The following is a 16,634-nucleotide window of genomic DNA, read 5'->3' on the forward strand; positions in this document are numbered from 1 at the left end:
GAAGCTAATTTTTTTCACAGTTGGCATAATCAGCCATTTTGATATTGTATTGAAGCCTTGAAGGTTGTCAGCTATTGCTCTGACATTGGCTTTCCAGCTTTTCCCCAGTGTGTTTTGGGAATTTCGGTTACTAATACCCTGATATTTTCTTTTGGCGCATCCAATGTTTCGGAAACAGTGTTTGTCACATTCTCAATGATTTCGGAGATTTTCTCTCTTGGTCGCCCTTCCTGGATCTGAATATTAATAATCGGCATCCAATCCTTCCCCCTTCTTTATCTATTCGATGACGGTGAAAGAAACTTCCCCTAGTCCATCAAATTTTCCGCTGACAACGTCACCGTTTTGCAGCATCACAGCGCCTGTTATCGCTCCTGATAAAATCACATCGCCTTTGCGCACTTTTTCTCCTTTTCGGGACAGCATGTTTGCAAGCATTGCAATCGATTCAGCAGGATGGCCGAGGACGGCCGCGCCGGCTCCCAACTCCTTTAATTCGCCATTGATTGAAAGGACCGCTCCGACTAAATCCAATTCAAACTGCCCTGGTTTCTTCGGCGATGTTCCGAATACGACCCTTGAAGTGGACGCATTGTCGGCGATGACATCAGGCAAAGTGAAATTAAAATTTTCATAGCGGCTGTCGATAATTTCAAGTGCTGGTATGACGTAATCCGTTTTAGCAAGGACATCGGCTCCTGTTACACCAGGCCCTTCAATATCTTCACCAATCATAAAAGCAATTTCCGCTTCCACTTTGGGATGTATTAACTCATTCAAACGAACCTTTCCGCCGTTATCGATCAGCATGTAATCAAATACATAACCATAGATCGGTTCGTTGACATTCATTTGCTTCATTTTTGCTTCGCTTGTTAAGCCCATTTTCGGGCCGATGATTCGTTTTCCCTGTTCTAATTTTATGTTAACGATTTCCTCTTGAACGAGATAGCCTTCCTCCACCGTCAGATCGGGCTTCAGTCTTGCGGTAACTTTTTCAACTTCCCGTTTGTCTGTTTCGGCTGCCTCTAAATATTTGGCTATATCCTTGTATTCCGCATTGATCATACTTTTTCCTCCTCTTTACACACGAACGCCAAGCTTTTTTCTCGAGATCTCTGCCGCAACATCGACGATCATGTCTTCCTGGCCGCCGACGACATTTTGTTTACCGAGCTCGATTAAAACATCACGAGAGTCAATGCCAAACCTTTTCGCCGCCCGTTGCGCATGCAATAAAAAGCTTGAATAGACTCCTGCATAGCCAAGAACGAGACTGTCTTTTGTGATTTCCTGCGGTTTTTCTAAAATTGGTGCCACTAAATCTTCGGCAATATCCATCATCTTGTAAATATCAATTCCTGTGTTAATTCCCAGCTTTTCGAGAACGGTCACCAACACTTCTGTTTGTGTGTTGCCGGCTCCGGCTCCCAGGCAGCGAATGCTGCCGTCGATTCTCGTTGCCCCTTCTTCGATCGCCGCCAGGGAGTTTGCCATAGCTAAAGACAGATTGTTGTGTCCGTGGAATCCGATCTGAACCGATAAACTATTTTTAAGTGCCCTGATTCGTTCCTTCACTTCATGAGGCAAAAGGGCTCCGGCCGAGTCCACAACATAGACTGTATCCGCTCCATAGCTCTCCATTAATTTCGCTTGTTCAACAAGCTTTGCTGTTGGCGCCATATGTGACATCATTAAAAATCCGACCGTCTCAAGCCCGAGGTCCTTAGCTAACGCAATATGCTGCGGGGCGACATCGGCTTCGGTCACATGCGTGGCGACCCGCGCCATTTTAGCCCCCAATCGGGCCGCTTCCTTTAACTCAGGCATTGTGCCGATTCCCGGCAAAAGCAATACAGAAATTTTTGCCCTCTTAACTGATGATGCTGCGGCTTCGATTAACTCCATTTCGTTGGTCAAAGATAGGCCGTATTGTAAAGAAGAACCGCCCAAACCATCTCCATGGGTGACTTCGATATAAGGCACATTTGCCTCATCCAGAGCTTTCGCCACTTTTGTAACTTGATCGACTGTGAATTGGTGGCCGACCGCATGGCTGCCATCCCTTAACGCAACTTCGGTAATGATTACGTCTCTCGTTGAGTCCATATTTCCGCTCATCCCCTTCCTTGAACAACCGCCTGTGAAATCCTGTGCTTCGCCCATTCCTCTGCAACCTTTACTGATGCAGCTGTCATGATATCGAGGTTGCCTGAATACTTCGGAAGGTAATCCCCGGCACCTTCCACTTCAATAAAAACAGTAACTCGGTTGCCATCAAAAATCGGCTCTTGCCTTAATCTGTATCCAGGAACATATGACTGTACTTGTTTTTCCATTTCCCTTATCGATGCGCTGATAGCCGCTTCATTCACGTCAACACCTTCGACCAGCACGTGAACAGTGTCTCTCATGATAATCGGTGGCTCCGCCGGGTTCAGAATGATGATCGCCTTGCCTTTTTTAGCGCCGCCAATTTTTTCAATGCCACGGGCCGTAGTTTGCGTGAATTCGTCGATATTGGCCCTCGTACCGGGCCCGGCACTTTTGCTCGAAATCGTTGCAACAATTTCGGCATATTCGACCGCTTGGACCCGATCTATGGCATGGACGATCGGAATCGTCGCCTGCCCCCCGCAGGTAATCAAGTTGATATTATCCGCGTTCAAATGTTCATTGATATTGACGGACGGCACGACAAAAGGACCAACTGCCGCAGGCGTTAAATCAAGTACCTGCTTGCCCGCTTCCCTCAGTAATTTCGCATGCCTGATATGCGCCTTCGCCGAGGTCGCATCAAAAACGATCTCGGCAAGATCCGGCCTTTCCAAAAATCCTTTAATCCCAGTATCGACTGTTTCGTATCCTAATTCCCTTGCCTTTTTCAATCCATCCGAATCAGTATCAATTCCGATAACGGTTGTCAGTTCAAGCTGCTCTGACCTCCCGAGCTTTAACATTAAATCGGTTCCAATATTTCCCGATCCAAGCACTGCCACTTTTACTCTGCTCATAAGGGCACCCCTTTCCTTTTGTTTAAAAATTCACTGTAACTTCACCAATGTGGGCAAACCTTGCTGTAAACCGATCTCCTGCCCTGGCTTCGACTGCCGCGGACAGCGCACCTGATAAAATCACTTCGCCCGCACGAAGCGGAATGTCAAAATCGGCTAAACGATTTGCTAACCAAGCTACACAAGTGGCCGGGTTCCCAAGTGCAGCTGCTCCGACACCGGTATTGACGATATCACCATTTTTCGTCAACACCATGCCAATCAATTTAAGATCCACTGCTTCTATCTTGGTTGGCTTGCCACCAAGCACATAGAAACCGGATGAAGCATTATCAGCAATTGTGTCCGGAAGCTTAATCTTCCAATCTTTAATCCGGCTGTCGACAATTTCCAGAGCCGGAACGATATAGTCTGTTGCCTGGAGGACATCAAGGGTTGTGACATTGGGTCCTGTTAGTTCTTTTTTTAAAATAAAGGCGATTTCCGCCTCCACTTTAGGCTGCAGCACCTGTTCAATCGAAATGGTGCCTTGATGTTCCACCGCCATACTGTCCAATAAATGTCCATAATCGGGTTCATCAACGCCAAGCAGCTTCTGCATCGCTACGGACGTCAGTCCAATTTTTTTACCGACAATCCGATTGCCTTGTGCAACTTTTTTTTGAATGTTTTCAAGTTGGATATGATAGGCTTCTGTAATGGTGAGCTCCGGATCCTGCGAAGTGAGCGGAGTGATTCCCGTTTTGTTTATTTCTGCTTCTGCCAGCTGACCGGCAAATTGATTTGTTTTACTGGCCAATGATCTGACTCCCTTCTCCTATAATTTAATGGTGATGTTGGATAGTTCAGAGTAAAAATCGATACTGTGCATACCACCGGTCCTGCCAATGCCGCTATGTTTCATACCTCCAAAAGGTGTTCTCAAGTCACGCAAGAACCATGTATTGACCCAAATAATCCCCGCTTCAATTTGGTGCGCAACGCGGTGGGCACGCTTCAAGTCATTTGTCCAGATTGTCGCACTGAGGCCGAAGTGTGTATCATTCGCCTGCATGATTACTTCTTCCTCCATATCAAACGGCGTTACGGTAACAACCGGCCCAAAAATCTCTTCACGGACACAGCGTGAATTCCGATCCAATCCGGTAATAATTGTCGGCTCAAGAAAATACCCTTTTGTGAATCCTTCCGGCCGCTTTCCGCCAGTCAGGATGGTCGCACCGTCATTGCGGGCGATATCGATATAACTATTGACACGATCATAATGTTCTTTGCTGATTAATGCGCCTACATTTGTATCATCATCAAGCGGCTGGCCTACTTTTAACTCTTTTACTTTGGCCGTGAACTTTTCAAGAAAGTCTTCATAGGCAGGACGTTCTACGTAAATGCGGGAACCGCACAGGCAAACTTCGCCTTGATTGATGAAACTCGATTTGATCGTTGTTTCAATCACTTCATCCAAATCGGAATCGGCAAAAATAATGTTCGGATTTTTCCCACCCAATTCATATGATAGTTTTTTCAAAGAATCTGCCGCCGATTTCATGATCGCAGAACCTGTTCCCGGTTCGCCGATGAATGAAATCGCGTCAATATCAGGATGTTCGGAAATCGCCCCGCCTGCAGAATTTGGCCCGAATCCGTGGACAAGATTGACGACTCCATCCGGTACGCCTGCCTCTTTACAGATTTCCATGAGTACAGTTGCGGTCATCGGTGTCCATTCCGCTGGCTTAATGACTGCAGTGTTCCCCATTCCTAAGCACGGAGCTAATTTCCAGGTAAGCAGCAATAAAGGCAGGTTCCACGGCTTGATGATTCCAACGACACCAACAGGACGGCGGTATGCATAGTGGATTGCCTGGTCGTCCTGCTGGTACGCATCCGTGCCAATCGACGTAATATAATCGGCGAAGAAATGAAAATTAAAAGCCGCTCGGGGAACATCAATCTTATTTGCGAGCGAAAATGGTTTGCCAGTATCCAACGACTCCAAATGAGCGAGTTCTTCCTGCCTTTCAAGGATCAGATCACCAATGCGACGAAGAATTTTTGAGCGCTCTACTAGAGTTGTATTTTTCCACGGACCGTTCAATGCTCTCCTCGCAGCTGCGACTGCATAATCCACTTCTGCTTTGCCGCCTTCGGCAACCGTTCCCAATACTTCTTCTGTAGCAGGATTAATATTTTCAAATGATTTTTGATTCTGTGATTCTACAAATCTTCCGTTAATAAAATGCAAACAATTAATAGCTCGTACTCTTGTTTCTACTTGCATGATGTCAGGCCTCCATAATTTTGATTATTTTCACAATATTATGATAACACTTCCTTTTTTCGCCTACAATGCGATCGTTGCTCTATATGAAACAGGAGATATTTTTATTGAATTTAATTTTTCCAGCGTAACACCGCATGAATTCAAGCTTTTCAGCAGATTGTTTTTTAAATTTTTAAAATATTCTCTTTTCAAACTGAAATTTTTTTGTTATATTTTCGACTACATAGCAACTGAAATAAAATTGTTGTGGATAATGAAACTGGATTAGAAGGAGGAATTATGTTGGCGCTGAAAAAAGAAGAGGAAAGCCACCTTTCATCCGTGAAAAATGCCCTCCGTATTTTACGGAGCTTCACAATGGATGAGCCTGAAAAGAAAATAAGTGACCTATCAACAGCCCTTGGCCTAAATAAAAGCACGGTCAGCAGGACGATGGCAACCCTCGCCAGTGAAGGCTTTGTTTATAAAGACCCGGAAACAAAAAAGTATCGCTTGGGACTGTCAATTCTTTCGTTAAGCGGTATCGTCAATAGTAACATGGACGTATACCGCGAGTCACAGCCGATTTTGAACAAACTTGTTGAAAGCATTGGTGAAACTGCCCACATTTCTGTAATGGATCACTTAGAAGTGATTTACTTGCAAAAAGTAGAATGCAACCATCCAGTCAGATTTTTAACCCATGTCGGCAGAAGAAATCCTCTATACTGCACAAGTTCAGGCAAAGTACTGCTTGCTTACTCAAATGAGGATACGATTGAAGCCGTTATGAATAAAGGCTTACAACAGTTTACTAAAAACACAATCACAGATCCGCAAAAGTTACGCACCCACTTAAAACATATAAAAGAAAACGGCTTTGCTTTCAGCCTCGAAGAGTTTCTCGAAGGCGTAAATTCAATTGCCGCACCGGTTTACGATTATAAAGGCAGGGTGATTGCCGCCATATCTGTCGTCGGGCCAAAGCAAAGAATCCAGCAGCACAAAGTGCAGGGACTTGCGAAAAAGGTTGTCAGCGCAGGCAAGGAAATTTCAACGAGAATGGGCTATTGGAAATAAGTATCATTTGCTAGATTTATAGAAAATGGAGGCGGATTGCCATGCATGATTTCCACACTCATTTCATCCCGGAAGATGTTCTAACATGGCTAAAAGACAATCAGGAATTGGTCAATGCAAAATGGGTAAAGGAAGCTGAAAATAAAGAAGATTTTTTAGTAGTTAACGAAAAATGGGGATTCGAATTAAAGAAATTATTTATAGACGATCAACTTTTCCTGGCAGAGCAAGAAAAAGCAGGCGTACTTCATTCACTTGTCTCGCCGGTCCCCCAGCTGTTTATGTATGATTTCCCTGTGGAAATCACAACTGATATTGCAATTGTATATAATCACGCTTTAGCTCGCTGGTCGTCACAATCAGAACCTGAAAGAATATCCGCACTCGGAACAGTTCCGCTTAATGAGCCCGGGAAAGCAGCGCAAATACTGCATCAAGCGATGAATCTCGGACTGAAAGGGGCGATCATCGGGCCTGGTCATGCCGGTCATATGCTGTCGGATGACTTTTTCACACCGCTTTTTGAGGAAGCAAATCGATTGAACGCGATCCTGTTCATCCATCCGTTGCTATGTGATGACCCCCGCTTAAAAAGACGAATGATGCCCAATCTGATCGGAGTACCATGGGAAACAACTGTGTGTGCGACAGATATTTTGCTAAGCGGACTAATCGATCAGTACCCGAATGTAAAAATCCTGTTTGCCCACGGCGGAGGCTTTCTTCCCTATCAAATCGGCAGACTCAACAAAGGATACGAACAATGGCCACTCGTTTCCAACAAATTGAAAGCGCCTCCATCCGAATACTTGAGTCGTTTCTGGTATGATACCGTACTGTGGAATCAGGACAGCCTTGACTTTTTAGTGAAAACAGTCGGCGAAGACCGCGTTGTTCCAGGTTCCGACTTCCCGTTTGACCTGTCCGTTTGGCCGCCAGAAGGGAAGTACAGAAAAAGGGTTCAGTTAATGCTGGATTAACTAATTGTAGACTCCGTTTAAGTGAAAAAAAACCTCAAAGCGGAGTCTTATTTTTTAAAAGCAAGAGGTTTTCAACATATCTAAACAAATCATTTCAAGAGTTTTTATAATTAATTGAGTAAATTTCACAATGTAACAAGCAAAACCGAAAAACGAATGAAATTGTCTAAATTAACAGGAGTATGCCGTAGGAAACGAATAATACTGTCTTAATTATAAATAACCGTTCGTTTTTCAGTTAAAGAATGCTTTTATGAAATTCACTCAATTAACGAAAAAAGAGAATCAGTAAAAGCAACCTGATTCAAATTTCTCATAATTCTTCTGAATATTACACAGTGAAAGAGCTATCGTCTACTCTAACATTTCCCTTTAATCCCAAATGAACTTATCATTTTTATTAATAAGGTGCTCAACATTCGGGATGACAAAATCAGCGAGTTTTTGCAGTTCTCCTTCAGAACCAACACCTGAAAGTACGGCTATTCCATAGCCTGCGTTGCTGTTTTTGGCTGTTTGCAAATCAATCACTGTATCTCCGACGACAGCGACTTCTTCTGTCTTAAACCCAAACTTTTCGCAAAATTTTTCCACCACTTGAGAACCTGGCTTTTTCTCATATAAATCAGCTGTGCCCAGAAATTGCACTTCGTTTCTAATGCCTAAATGTTCTAAACAAAGAGTAGTAGTTTCATAGTCATCTGCTGTAGCAATTCCTATTACGATTCCTTTTTCCTTTAGTGCTGAAAATGTGAGAGATAGATCACATACAGGCTGTACATACTCGATAGATTTTTTCGTCTTTTCTAATAGATGCTTTGAGAGCCACTGATGCAAGAATGGTATATCCTTAGGAAGCACTGCTTGAAAAGCATTGGCAATATCCAAAGAAGTCCCGCTTGCCAAATGCCCCTTCTCATCAACTTGTCCGTCTCTTAAACCTATCGAAATAGATAACTGTTTCCTTAGATTTAAATTACATGTTTCACCGATCATCTCAAGTAAATTATCGATTACGTCATCAATTACTTTATTCCAAATGGATCCGAATTTTAATAAAGTACCATCTTTGTCAAATAAAATACCTTTAATCTTCAAAATCAGGTCCCCCTGCGTGTTGCATGAGCTCTCCCCATGTCTGAACGGCCGGCTCTTTTCTTCCGTAATAAACAGGATTCGTAAAAGCCAACAGATTCCCATCAATTGAGCGGATTTCTATCCGCAGCCAATGGTAAGATTTATCTTCCCAGTTTACTTCATAGCTGGATGAAAGGCCCCTTTCTTCGTGAACCTTTTTCCCGTCTTCAATCCAGTGGACCATCATATCTTCTGTATCGTATTGTAAAGTGATCTTACAAAACGCTTTATTTCCGTTTTGGTCCATCGCAGCTGTTAATTCTTCACCGATTTTATAATAGGTCTCTCCCACTTGAGCCGAGAAATCAATAACAGGGCCACGGGATACATAGACATGTCCTTTTTTAACATTTTCCAAAATCGCAGAAGCGGATAAACATTCTGCCCATACATATGTTCCAGGATCTCCTATTAAGGAAGGCTCTCCGTCCTGCTCATAGCTATCATCTGGCAGCAAGTGAGAATCTGAACCACCAATTCCTGTAATCGTATACCCTTCGTTCCAGATATGAGACCAAAATAGAAGAGCTTTTTCTGTTGCCTGGACATTCGCCCGGAAAGTGGGATCATTCCATATTTCTATGCTATCAATCACTGAAAGCGGTGTATGCTCCATTTGCCACTGCCATGGAACAAGAAAAGGGTGATTCATTGAGCAAAGAGCACCTGATTGGTTTGCTTCTTTCAAAATGTTAGTTATCCCTTGCTCGGTTTCTAATCCGCCATCTTTCCTGTTTGGGCGATAATCAACCCATTTTTTTACTCCTAAAGCGTTCCAATGACCTTTTGTAGATGTGATTTCGACTCCCGGAATCACTAATGGTTGTCCCTCGGCCCATGACGTGGAGATAATGTTATGGTCCGTAGCTACAAAGAAATCAAGCTGCTGTTGTTTAGCCATTTTCAGATTGGCTTCTTGTGTCATGCTGCCATCAGATAAAATCGTATGGGTATGAAAATCTCCTTTATACCATCTTTCTTCCTTATTGATGGCTTCATCCCAATTATATGAATTTAATACAAGACCATTAGGATCATACTCAGCCCACTTATGAGCCCCAAACGGTACAATATCTTCTGTTTTGACAGGCAGCTCTTGACTGCCCGCTTCGCACACAATTTGATAATCCAATTCTTTTTTTACTATGTTACTTGTCGGTTTGTCTGTTACATATACTTCTAATGTCCATTCTCCTAAAGGCAGCGGTCCAGGCAGTGTTGCTGCACTTGAATGACGAGCATCTTGATGCAGCATAACGTCTTTAGGTGATTTCCCGTACATATATTGCAAACGCAGAACTCCATGCGGGTCAAATAAAAGCATGCTAAACCAGCAGGCTCTGCTTGTTTCGACTTCAAAATGAATCCAATTCATTTTTTCTGTAAGAGTAAAATGATGATAAAAGATAGGGAGCTGAGATTCATTACTTATTTTTTGTTTAAACTGATGTGTTGTGGTAATCATTATTTACCAGCCTCATCTAATGCCTTCTGTGCTTCCTCTTTCGCTTCTTTTAGCGCTTGTGTTGCAGGAATGTTTTCAATTTCTACTTTATCTGCGGCTTTTGAAAGAGCATCTAAAATCTTTCCGCCTGTCGGGTCAATAAAACCTGGTGTTGCATGCTGTGCTTGTTCTAGCGGAACAAGGATTTGTGGATTTTTTTGTGAAAACTCTTTATACGCCGGAACTTCTGTAGCTGATTGACGCACGGCGATGTAGCCTGTTTTCATAGACCAATCTGCAGTAACTTCAGAGCTTGTGAAGTATTTCATCCATTTATATGCTGCTTCTTGTTGTTCGCTTGACGCTTTTGCAGGAATAACCAGCATTTGTGCGTCTGCCTGTGGAGCTGCTTGATGGTCTTCCCAGCCTGGCTGCGGATAAGCTGCAATTTTAGTAAAGTCCAAGTCTCCCTGATCCCCGCTTGAGCCTGTATAACCGGCTGCACGATCCTGCATCACATCATCAATTGTCTTATACCAATATTCCCAGCCTTGTCCACCGTGGTGAATGCGCATTGTTTTATCTTCGTGAATGGTTTTGCGGAAAAACTCCCATGTGTTCACCCATTCCTCTGAATCGATCATCACTTCTTTGCCATCGTTACTTAAGATTTTTCCTCCAGCACTCAACGAAGCATCAATTAAGTTAAGACTTCCCCACATTGGTTCCCAGCCGAAAACTCCTTGTTCTTCCTTCAGCTTTTTAGCCGCGTCCCCTAACGATTCCCAGGTATTCAAAGCAGAAGGATCAATCCCTGCTTTTTCAAGCATGTCCTTTCGATAATAAAGTACTTGTGTTGTGCCATAAGCCGGTAATGCGTATTGTTTATCATTTGCTTTTCCTAAATCTAAAAATGTAGGTATAAAATCTTCTACGCTAGATTCCTTATCTTTCTCAATGAAAGACTCCAGCGGAGCTAATACTTGTTTATTTGCTAAAGTATTTGCAGTTGCATGTTCCAATAAAGCGACTGCAGGTGTTTCACCTGAAGCACTTGCTGCCTGCAGCTTTTGATACGTTTCCGTATAATCCGCTTGGGCGATTCCCTTAACTACTACTTCATTCTGAGATTTGTTAAAATCATCAATTTTTTGTTTCATGTTATCGCCTAATTTGCCGCCAAGTCCGTACCAAAATTCAATTTCAACCGGACCATTGCTGTTTGTTGCCTCTTTATCCTTGCATCCTGCTAATAGAGATAAAGACATGACTCCTGCTGCGCAAGCGAGTACCGATTTTTTCAAAAAACTTTTTTTCATGCTTCTCATCCTCCGTTTATCGTCTTTAACCTTTTACACCGCGATCATTAATACCTTTGATGAACCATTTTTGTGCTACAAAGAACAGTAGCAGAAGCGGAGCAACCGCGAATACATTTGCCGCCATAACTAAAGGCCACTTAATTCCATATGCCCCGCCTTCAATGAAGAATTGGCGAAGTCCAATCGTAATCAAAAATTTATCCTGGCTTTTTAAAATTAACGAAGGCCAGAGATAGTTATTAAACATTTGAACAAAGCTTATTAAGCTAAATGTTAAAAAAGACGACTTTGTCATTGGAAATAAAACCTTCCAAAGAACGGTCCAATGACTCGCTCCGTCCACCTTTGCCGCTTCAACCATTTCTGCAGGTACTTGTAAAAATGCTTGTCTGATAAAAAAGATACCGAAAACGCTGACTGCGTTTGAAATAATCATGCCTTGATAGCTGTCAAGCATATTCAGTTTTGATAAAATCACATAACTCGGAACATACGTTGCCGCAGCAGGCAGCATATACACCGCTAAAATAAGAGCAAAGAGCATCTTTTGGCCTTTAAATCGAAATTGAGTAAAAGCATAGGCCATCATAGCTGCGCTAATAATTTGAAACAACACAATCGCAGTTGCAGTAAACATACTGTTGAACATATACAATCCAAAAGGAGCGCTGTTCCAGGCCTCTATAAAATTTTGCCACTGTGGTTTCGCAGGCCAAAACGAAGGCGGGAACTTCCAGATTTCGTCAGTTGTTTTGATAGCACTTACCAGCATCCACAAAAACGGGAATGCCGTCATCACACTGAATAAGATTAATAAAATATGACGTACTGTTTTTTTCATCATTTTTGAAAATGTAAGTGCTTCTCTTATCTGAAGTTTAGGAGACTCTTCTTTTGCCACAACAACAACCTCGTCCAACTTTGTCACCTGCTTTCTCTTTTTTAGTAATGAACCCAACGTTTAGAAGTCAAGAACTGAATTGCTGACAATAAAGCAGTTATCAGTACTAATAGCGTTGCAACCGCTGTTGCTTGCCCCATATTGAACTGTTCAAATGCCAGCTGATAGTACATATAAAGCAGCGTTCTTGTACTCCCTGCCGGACCGCCTTGAGTTAATACTTGAATCTGGTCATAGGCTTGTAACGCATCAATTGTAGTCACAATCAATAAAAAGAACGTGGTTGGAGAAATCATTGGAAGGGTTATATGACGAAATCTTCTCCACCTTGGCGCCCCATCGATTGATGCTGACTCATACAAATCAACAGGTACGCGCTGCAGTGCTTCTAAATAGAAAATCATCACCCAACCGATCCCCTTCCACACCGTTACAATAATTACTGCGGGCATAGCCCATGTTGAACTTCCAAGCCAATCTATTTTTGGTAGTCCCAATGCGGAAAGAAGAAAGTTGAGAAGTCCGACTTCCGGTTGGAAAATCCATGACCAAACAATGGATACCGCCACCATCGGAGTTACCCAGGGCGAAAATAAAATTGCTTTGTAAACTGTACTTCCTGCTACCTTTTTATTTAGTGCTAAAGCTAGTCCTAGTCCAATTGCCATTATTGGTACTACTGTAAATACCACAAAGGACAGGGTATTTAAAAGTACCTTGTAAAATTCTTTGTCTGTAAACAAACTGCTATAGTTTTCTAACCCGACAAATGACAATGTTGGACTTATGTAATCCCAGTCCGTAAAACTAATAAATAGTGATACTGCCATTGGAATAAACCAAAATAACAGTAAAAGTATAAGAGCAGGCAACATAAAAAGTAAGATTGTAAGAATTTGTTTATATTTACTCTTCAGCAACTAACGCACCTCCTAAATTCAACAAATCATCATTTTTTATCACATTTTCACTCATTTCTCCACAATAGTACACAAATATTGTTAATTAATTATTAATAGACAGTAAATTATTGTGATTTATATGTAAAAAACAATCATTTCCTCATTTTTACAACTGTTAACAAAAAAAAGAGAGGAAAAGTTTCATGAACTTTTCCTCTCTGGAAAATGACGCATTTTATTTATTTACAATTTCAATTCCTTCTTTTGCATACTTTTGAAATATCTTATTTGTTAACTTCGAATCGGAAATGATACGGTCGATTCGATCAAAATGACAAACCTTTAAGAGAGAAGCAACATCAAATTTGCTGCTGTCTGCTAAAACAATACAGTTTCTAGAGCTCTCGAGCATCTTCATTTTCACCTGGTATTCTCCAATTCCGTAATCTGTCAATCCTTCTGTTAAGGAGATACCGCTTATACTCATAAAGAATGTATCAATATGAAAGCCTTTAAAGAACTCCCCTGCCATATGCCCTACCATGCATAATTCTTCATTCCGAAGGACGCCCCCGGGCATAATAATAGTGTAATGAGGCATCTCAGCCAATTCGTTTGCAATAACTAAAGAATTAGTTAATACTGTAAGACGTTGAAACTCCCCCTTTAACGCCTTAGCAAATTCCGTGTTTGTTGTACTAACGTCTAATGCAATCGATTGCCCTTCTGATACGTAACGTTTCGCAATTTCAGCAATTTCCCTCTTTTCGTCGATGTTCTTCGTTTCTCGAAAAGTAAAGTTCATTTCTTTACTGTTTACATCATCCAATACAGCCCCGCCACGCACCCGCCGTAAATACCCTTCCTTCTCTAAATACTCCAAATCTCTACGAACAGTTTCAGTAGAAACGCCAAACATGCTAGTGACCGAAGATACTTTTAACGATTTATTTTTACCTAACAGTTCTATGATTTTTTCGTGACGGTCATGCACTAACAAATATTTTCACCAACTTTTTGTCAATGTTATATTTTATAAATAACACATATTCACACAAAACCACAAGAAGTTTTGTTGTGATCAAGATAAAAAATCAAAAAAAGGGGCCTGACCCCCACTGATTTATAGCATTAACGCAGCAGGGGGCAAGCACCTATTAAAAATTTGAATAGACGTGGATGTAATATAAATGAGGAAATACTTTCAGTCGAAGTTGGTAGTGTAGTGTACAAGGGATCTTTTGCTTATCTCAGAAATTCCTGTCCGCAAACAGCAAAACATAAATTCAAATGTTTATCTTACCAATTGTGATAGAATATCACAGCTACGATTTGAATTGAGTCTTCAATTTGACAATTTCTCTTTGGTTGCCAACTGCAATCTGCCAGGTATAATCCTGATCAGCTTTCATTTCATTCAGTTTAACCATTATCTCCCGATGACGGCCATCCATTTCAGTCCTGATAGCAGCTTGACCTTCTTTAATAGCGGTTATTTCGGTTTTCATAGCAGCTTGATCTTCTCTCATGAGGACAAATTCCGATCTCATGGAAGCTTGATCTTCTCTCATGAGGACAAATTCCGATCTCATGGAAGCTTGGTCTTCTCTCATACTTTGTTGCTCTGAACGCACTCCTCCTACCATCGTGATTAAATTTGTGAGCATTTCTTCGATTTTTTCTAGTCTTTTATCTTCCATTTATTTCACCTCCCAAGCACCATTATATATCATTTCCGGATGAAGCTGATTTGATTTTAATAGTTTTCCGTTTAAAATCTCATCTTTATGCGAACCATCTATTCGCACCGAATACTTTGATTTTCACTTACGATTACTTATCACTAATTGGATTTACTTAATATTATAGTATATAATTACTTATAAATACTTAAACAAAGGCAGGTGGGTCTTTTTTTGTACCAAGAGGAACGCTTATTGGCCATTTTGCAATTCCTAAAAGCGAACAAAAGAATCTCTGTTGAACAAATTTGCTCCCTCTTCCAGGTTTCGCGAGATACTGCAAGAAGGGATATTGTCAAGCTTGAAGAAGAAAAGGCAATTGTACGCACTCGTGGCGGAGCTATTTTGCCCACATCGAATCATGCAATAAAGAACTATTCCAGCCGCCTTAAAATGGTGTCTGAAGAAAAACATGTGATCGGTCAAAAAGCAGCCTCCTTAATTTATCCCCATGACCGGGTGATACTGGATGCCTCAACGACTGTGCAGGCCTGTGCTGAACATCTTGGACACATTGATTGTACGATCATAACCAATTCCATTAACCAGGCAGAAGTGCTGTCATCCAAGTCAAAAGTAAACATCCAACTGCTGGGCGGAAAACTGCACAAGGAGCATCGCTTTCTTTACGGGGCCTCAGTGCTGGAAAAACTCTCGGAATACCATGTTGATAAAGCATTCATCGGTGTTGTAGGCATTTCGGAAAAAGGCTTAACCATCGCCCATGAAGAAGATGGGGGAGTAAAACGGAAAATGATGCAACAAGCTGACCAGGTTATTGTGTTAGCCGACCATACAAAACTGGGGATCACCGATTTTTACAGGTTTGCTGGACTTGAAGATATTGATTTGTTAATTACCGATAAAACCCCGCCTAAGCCCTTTAGGGAATTATTAAGCAAATACAATGTTGAACTTTTAACGCCTGATGAAGACATAGAGGGAGATGACTAAAATGGTCAAATTAATTGCTGTCGATTTGGATGGTACTTTGTTGAATGAAGAAAACCGGGTTAGCGAAAAGAATTTGGAATCGATTAAATACGCACAATCAAAGGGGATCGAAGTGGTGATTGCTACAGGGCGCGCCCATTTTGATGTCCAAACCATCTTTAAGGATACTGGTGTAAAAACCTGGATCATCGGTGCTAATGGAGCAACGATCCATCAACCCGACAGGAAGCTCCTTCATTCTGTACCAATTAACAAAGATGATGCAGTCTATATTCTGAATTGGCTTGAACAAGAAGAATTCTATTATGAAGTTTTCAGTAATGATGCTATTTTTACGCCACATAACGGACGGGAGCTTATGGCAATCGAAATGGACAGAGCTCTTTCCGCAAACCCTGATATAAATGCCGAGGTGCTCGAGGATGCCGCCAAGAAACAATTCAGCCAAACAGGATTTTCTTCTATCACATCATACAAGGATCTTTTTGAGTCAAACATAGATATCTATAATATCCTTGCCTTTTCGTTTGATTTGGAGAAGCTGAAAAGAGGGTGGGCACAATTCGAGTCTTTGCAGGACTTGACGCTTGTGTCCTCTGCCAAACATAATTTCGAATTGGAACATACTGATGCATCGAAGGGGATTGCCCTTAAAATTCTCGCCAGTAAATTAAATATCCCGTTAAAAGATACAGCCGCTGTAGGCGACAGCTTCAATGATTTATCGATGTTCAAAATTGCAGGCAGAAGTGCGGCAATGGGGAACGCCCATCAACAAATTAAAGATGTTTGTGATGAGGTGACCCTTTCGAATGATGAAGACGGAGTTGCCCATTTCATTTATTCTTTGATCCGGAATACCGAATCTGTTTCGTGATTATTTCTAAGTTTGTCG

Annotated in this window: 17 protein-coding genes; 4 read left to right on the forward strand and 13 right to left on the reverse strand. The window is 41.8% G+C overall.

Going from position 1 to position 16,634, the window contains the following annotated elements:
- Positions 1-71: 71 nt before the first annotated feature.
- Genes CVD23_RS01020 through CVD23_RS01045 form a run of 6 tightly spaced genes read right to left on the reverse strand, consistent with a single transcriptional unit; the run spans position 72 to position 5,295 of the window.
- Positions 72-257, reverse strand: coding sequence for a 4-oxalocrotonate tautomerase (locus CVD23_RS01020; RefSeq protein ID WP_101577117.1), 186 nt, complete (start codon positions 255-257; stop codon positions 72-74).
- 22 nt (positions 258-279) lie between these two features.
- Entirely contained in the window at positions 280-1,068 is a 789-nt protein-coding gene (locus tag CVD23_RS01025) for a 2-keto-4-pentenoate hydratase (RefSeq protein ID WP_101577116.1), read from the reverse strand.
- 15 nt (positions 1,069-1,083) lie between these two features.
- Positions 1,084-2,109, reverse strand: a complete 1,026-nt coding sequence (gene dmpG / locus CVD23_RS01030; RefSeq protein WP_101577156.1) for a 4-hydroxy-2-oxovalerate aldolase — start codon at positions 2,107-2,109, stop codon at positions 1,084-1,086.
- A gap of 8 nt (positions 2,110-2,117) precedes the next feature.
- Positions 2,118-3,014 (reverse strand): acetaldehyde dehydrogenase (acetylating), encoded by an 897-nt coding sequence (locus CVD23_RS01035; RefSeq protein ID WP_101664808.1) that lies wholly within the window; start codon positions 3,012-3,014, stop codon positions 2,118-2,120.
- Between the two features lie 22 nt (positions 3,015-3,036).
- The gene (locus CVD23_RS01040) at positions 3,037-3,813 is read right to left on the reverse strand and encodes a 2-keto-4-pentenoate hydratase (protein WP_101664810.1); all 777 of its coding nucleotides are present in this window, start codon (positions 3,811-3,813) and stop codon (positions 3,037-3,039) included.
- A gap of 18 nt (positions 3,814-3,831) precedes the next feature.
- Entirely contained in the window at positions 3,832-5,295 is a 1,464-nt protein-coding gene (locus CVD23_RS01045; RefSeq protein WP_101577113.1) for an aldehyde dehydrogenase, read from the reverse strand.
- A 282-nt stretch (positions 5,296-5,577) separates the two neighbouring features.
- Here CVD23_RS01045 and CVD23_RS01055 point away from each other — a divergent pair, with 282 nt between their 5' ends.
- The gene (locus CVD23_RS01055; RefSeq protein WP_101664813.1) at positions 5,578-6,357 is read left to right on the forward strand and encodes an IclR family transcriptional regulator; all 780 of its coding nucleotides are present in this window, start codon (positions 5,578-5,580) and stop codon (positions 6,355-6,357) included.
- A 41-nt stretch (positions 6,358-6,398) separates the two neighbouring features.
- The gene (locus CVD23_RS01060; RefSeq protein WP_101664815.1) at positions 6,399-7,337 is read left to right on the forward strand and encodes an amidohydrolase family protein; all 939 of its coding nucleotides are present in this window, start codon (positions 6,399-6,401) and stop codon (positions 7,335-7,337) included.
- 372 nt (positions 7,338-7,709) lie between these two features.
- On the opposite strand, the gene CVD23_RS01065 is transcribed toward CVD23_RS01060, so the two are convergent.
- From CVD23_RS01065 to CVD23_RS01095, 7 genes are all read right to left on the reverse strand, one after another.
- Positions 7,710-8,435: an HAD family hydrolase gene (locus CVD23_RS01065; RefSeq protein ID WP_180955477.1), complete on the reverse strand. Its 726-nt coding sequence runs from the start codon at positions 8,433-8,435 to the stop codon at positions 7,710-7,712.
- Positions 8,425-9,939 carry a CehA/McbA family metallohydrolase gene (locus CVD23_RS01070; RefSeq protein WP_101664819.1) on the reverse strand — a complete coding sequence of 505 codons (1,515 nt, stop codon included), beginning with the start codon at positions 9,937-9,939 and terminating at the stop codon, positions 8,425-8,427. The genes CVD23_RS01065 and CVD23_RS01070 overlap by 11 nt, the downstream gene beginning before the upstream one ends.
- On the reverse strand, positions 9,939-11,186 hold the full coding sequence (locus tag CVD23_RS01075; RefSeq protein ID WP_257987830.1) for an ABC transporter substrate-binding protein: 1,248 nt from the start codon (positions 11,184-11,186) through the stop codon (positions 9,939-9,941). Before CVD23_RS01075 ends, CVD23_RS01070 begins: the two co-directional genes overlap by 1 nt.
- 76 nt (positions 11,187-11,262) lie before the next feature.
- Positions 11,263-12,168, reverse strand: a complete 906-nt coding sequence (locus tag CVD23_RS01080) for a carbohydrate ABC transporter permease (protein ID WP_308303552.1) — start codon at positions 12,166-12,168, stop codon at positions 11,263-11,265.
- A 14-nt stretch (positions 12,169-12,182) separates the two neighbouring features.
- Complete coding sequence (locus CVD23_RS01085) at positions 12,183-13,016, reverse strand: carbohydrate ABC transporter permease (protein WP_101664897.1); 834 nt, start codon at positions 13,014-13,016, stop codon at positions 12,183-12,185.
- 262 nt (positions 13,017-13,278) lie between these two features.
- On the reverse strand, positions 13,279-14,037 hold the full coding sequence (locus CVD23_RS01090; RefSeq protein ID WP_308314910.1) for a DeoR/GlpR family DNA-binding transcription regulator: 759 nt from the start codon (positions 14,035-14,037) through the stop codon (positions 13,279-13,281).
- 331 nt (positions 14,038-14,368) lie between these two features.
- Positions 14,369-14,743 (reverse strand): hypothetical protein, encoded by a 375-nt coding sequence (locus tag CVD23_RS01095; protein ID WP_101664825.1) that lies wholly within the window; start codon positions 14,741-14,743, stop codon positions 14,369-14,371.
- A 216-nt stretch (positions 14,744-14,959) separates the two neighbouring features.
- Between CVD23_RS01095 and CVD23_RS01100 the strand changes: the two genes are divergently transcribed.
- Both CVD23_RS01100 and CVD23_RS01105 read left to right on the forward strand, forming a co-directional pair.
- On the forward strand, positions 14,960-15,739 hold the full coding sequence (locus CVD23_RS01100) for a DeoR/GlpR family DNA-binding transcription regulator (RefSeq protein WP_101664829.1): 780 nt from the start codon (positions 14,960-14,962) through the stop codon (positions 15,737-15,739).
- Between the two features lies 1 nt (position 15,740).
- Complete coding sequence (locus CVD23_RS01105) at positions 15,741-16,616, forward strand: Cof-type HAD-IIB family hydrolase (protein ID WP_101664831.1); 876 nt, start codon at positions 15,741-15,743, stop codon at positions 16,614-16,616.
- Positions 16,617-16,634 lie beyond the last annotated feature (18 nt).

The organism is Bacillus sp. V33-4 (genome assembly GCF_002860225.1).
Classification (GTDB): domain Bacteria; phylum Bacillota; class Bacilli; order Bacillales; family Cytobacillaceae; genus Bacillus_BJ; species Bacillus_BJ canaveralius.

What these genes read in the sequence shown, in the direction of transcription:
- CVD23_RS01020 (WP_101577117.1), bottom strand. Translation starts at nt 257, where the DNA reads ATGCCGATTATTAATATTCAGATCCAGGAAGGGCGACCAAGAGAGAAA.
- CVD23_RS01025 (WP_101577116.1), bottom strand. Translation starts at nt 1,068, where the DNA reads ATGATCAATGCGGAATACAAGGATATAGCCAAATATTTAGAGGCAGCC.
- dmpG (WP_101577156.1), bottom strand. Translation starts at nt 2,109, where the DNA reads ATGGACTCAACGAGAGACGTAATCATTACCGAAGTTGCGTTAAGGGAT.
- CVD23_RS01035 (WP_101664808.1), bottom strand. Translation starts at nt 3,014, where the DNA reads ATGAGCAGAGTAAAAGTGGCAGTGCTTGGATCGGGAAATATTGGAACC.
- CVD23_RS01045 (WP_101577113.1), bottom strand. Translation starts at nt 5,295, where the DNA reads ATGCAAGTAGAAACAAGAGTACGAGCTATTAATTGTTTGCATTTTATT.
- CVD23_RS01055 (WP_101664813.1), top strand. Translation starts at nt 5,578, where the DNA reads ATGTTGGCGCTGAAAAAAGAAGAGGAAAGCCACCTTTCATCCGTGAAA.
- CVD23_RS01060 (WP_101664815.1), top strand. Translation starts at nt 6,399, where the DNA reads ATGCATGATTTCCACACTCATTTCATCCCGGAAGATGTTCTAACATGG.
- CVD23_RS01070 (WP_101664819.1), bottom strand. Translation starts at nt 9,939, where the DNA reads ATGATTACCACAACACATCAGTTTAAACAAAAAATAAGTAATGAATCT.
- CVD23_RS01075 (WP_257987830.1), bottom strand. Translation starts at nt 11,186, where the DNA reads ATGTCTTTATCTCTATTAGCAGGATGCAAGGATAAAGAGGCAACAAAC.
- CVD23_RS01085 (WP_101664897.1), bottom strand. Translation starts at nt 13,016, where the DNA reads ATGTTGCCTGCTCTTATACTTTTACTGTTATTTTGGTTTATTCCAATG.
- CVD23_RS01095 (WP_101664825.1), bottom strand. Translation starts at nt 14,743, where the DNA reads ATGGAAGATAAAAGACTAGAAAAAATCGAAGAAATGCTCACAAATTTA.
- CVD23_RS01105 (WP_101664831.1), top strand. Translation starts at nt 15,741, where the DNA reads ATGGTCAAATTAATTGCTGTCGATTTGGATGGTACTTTGTTGAATGAA.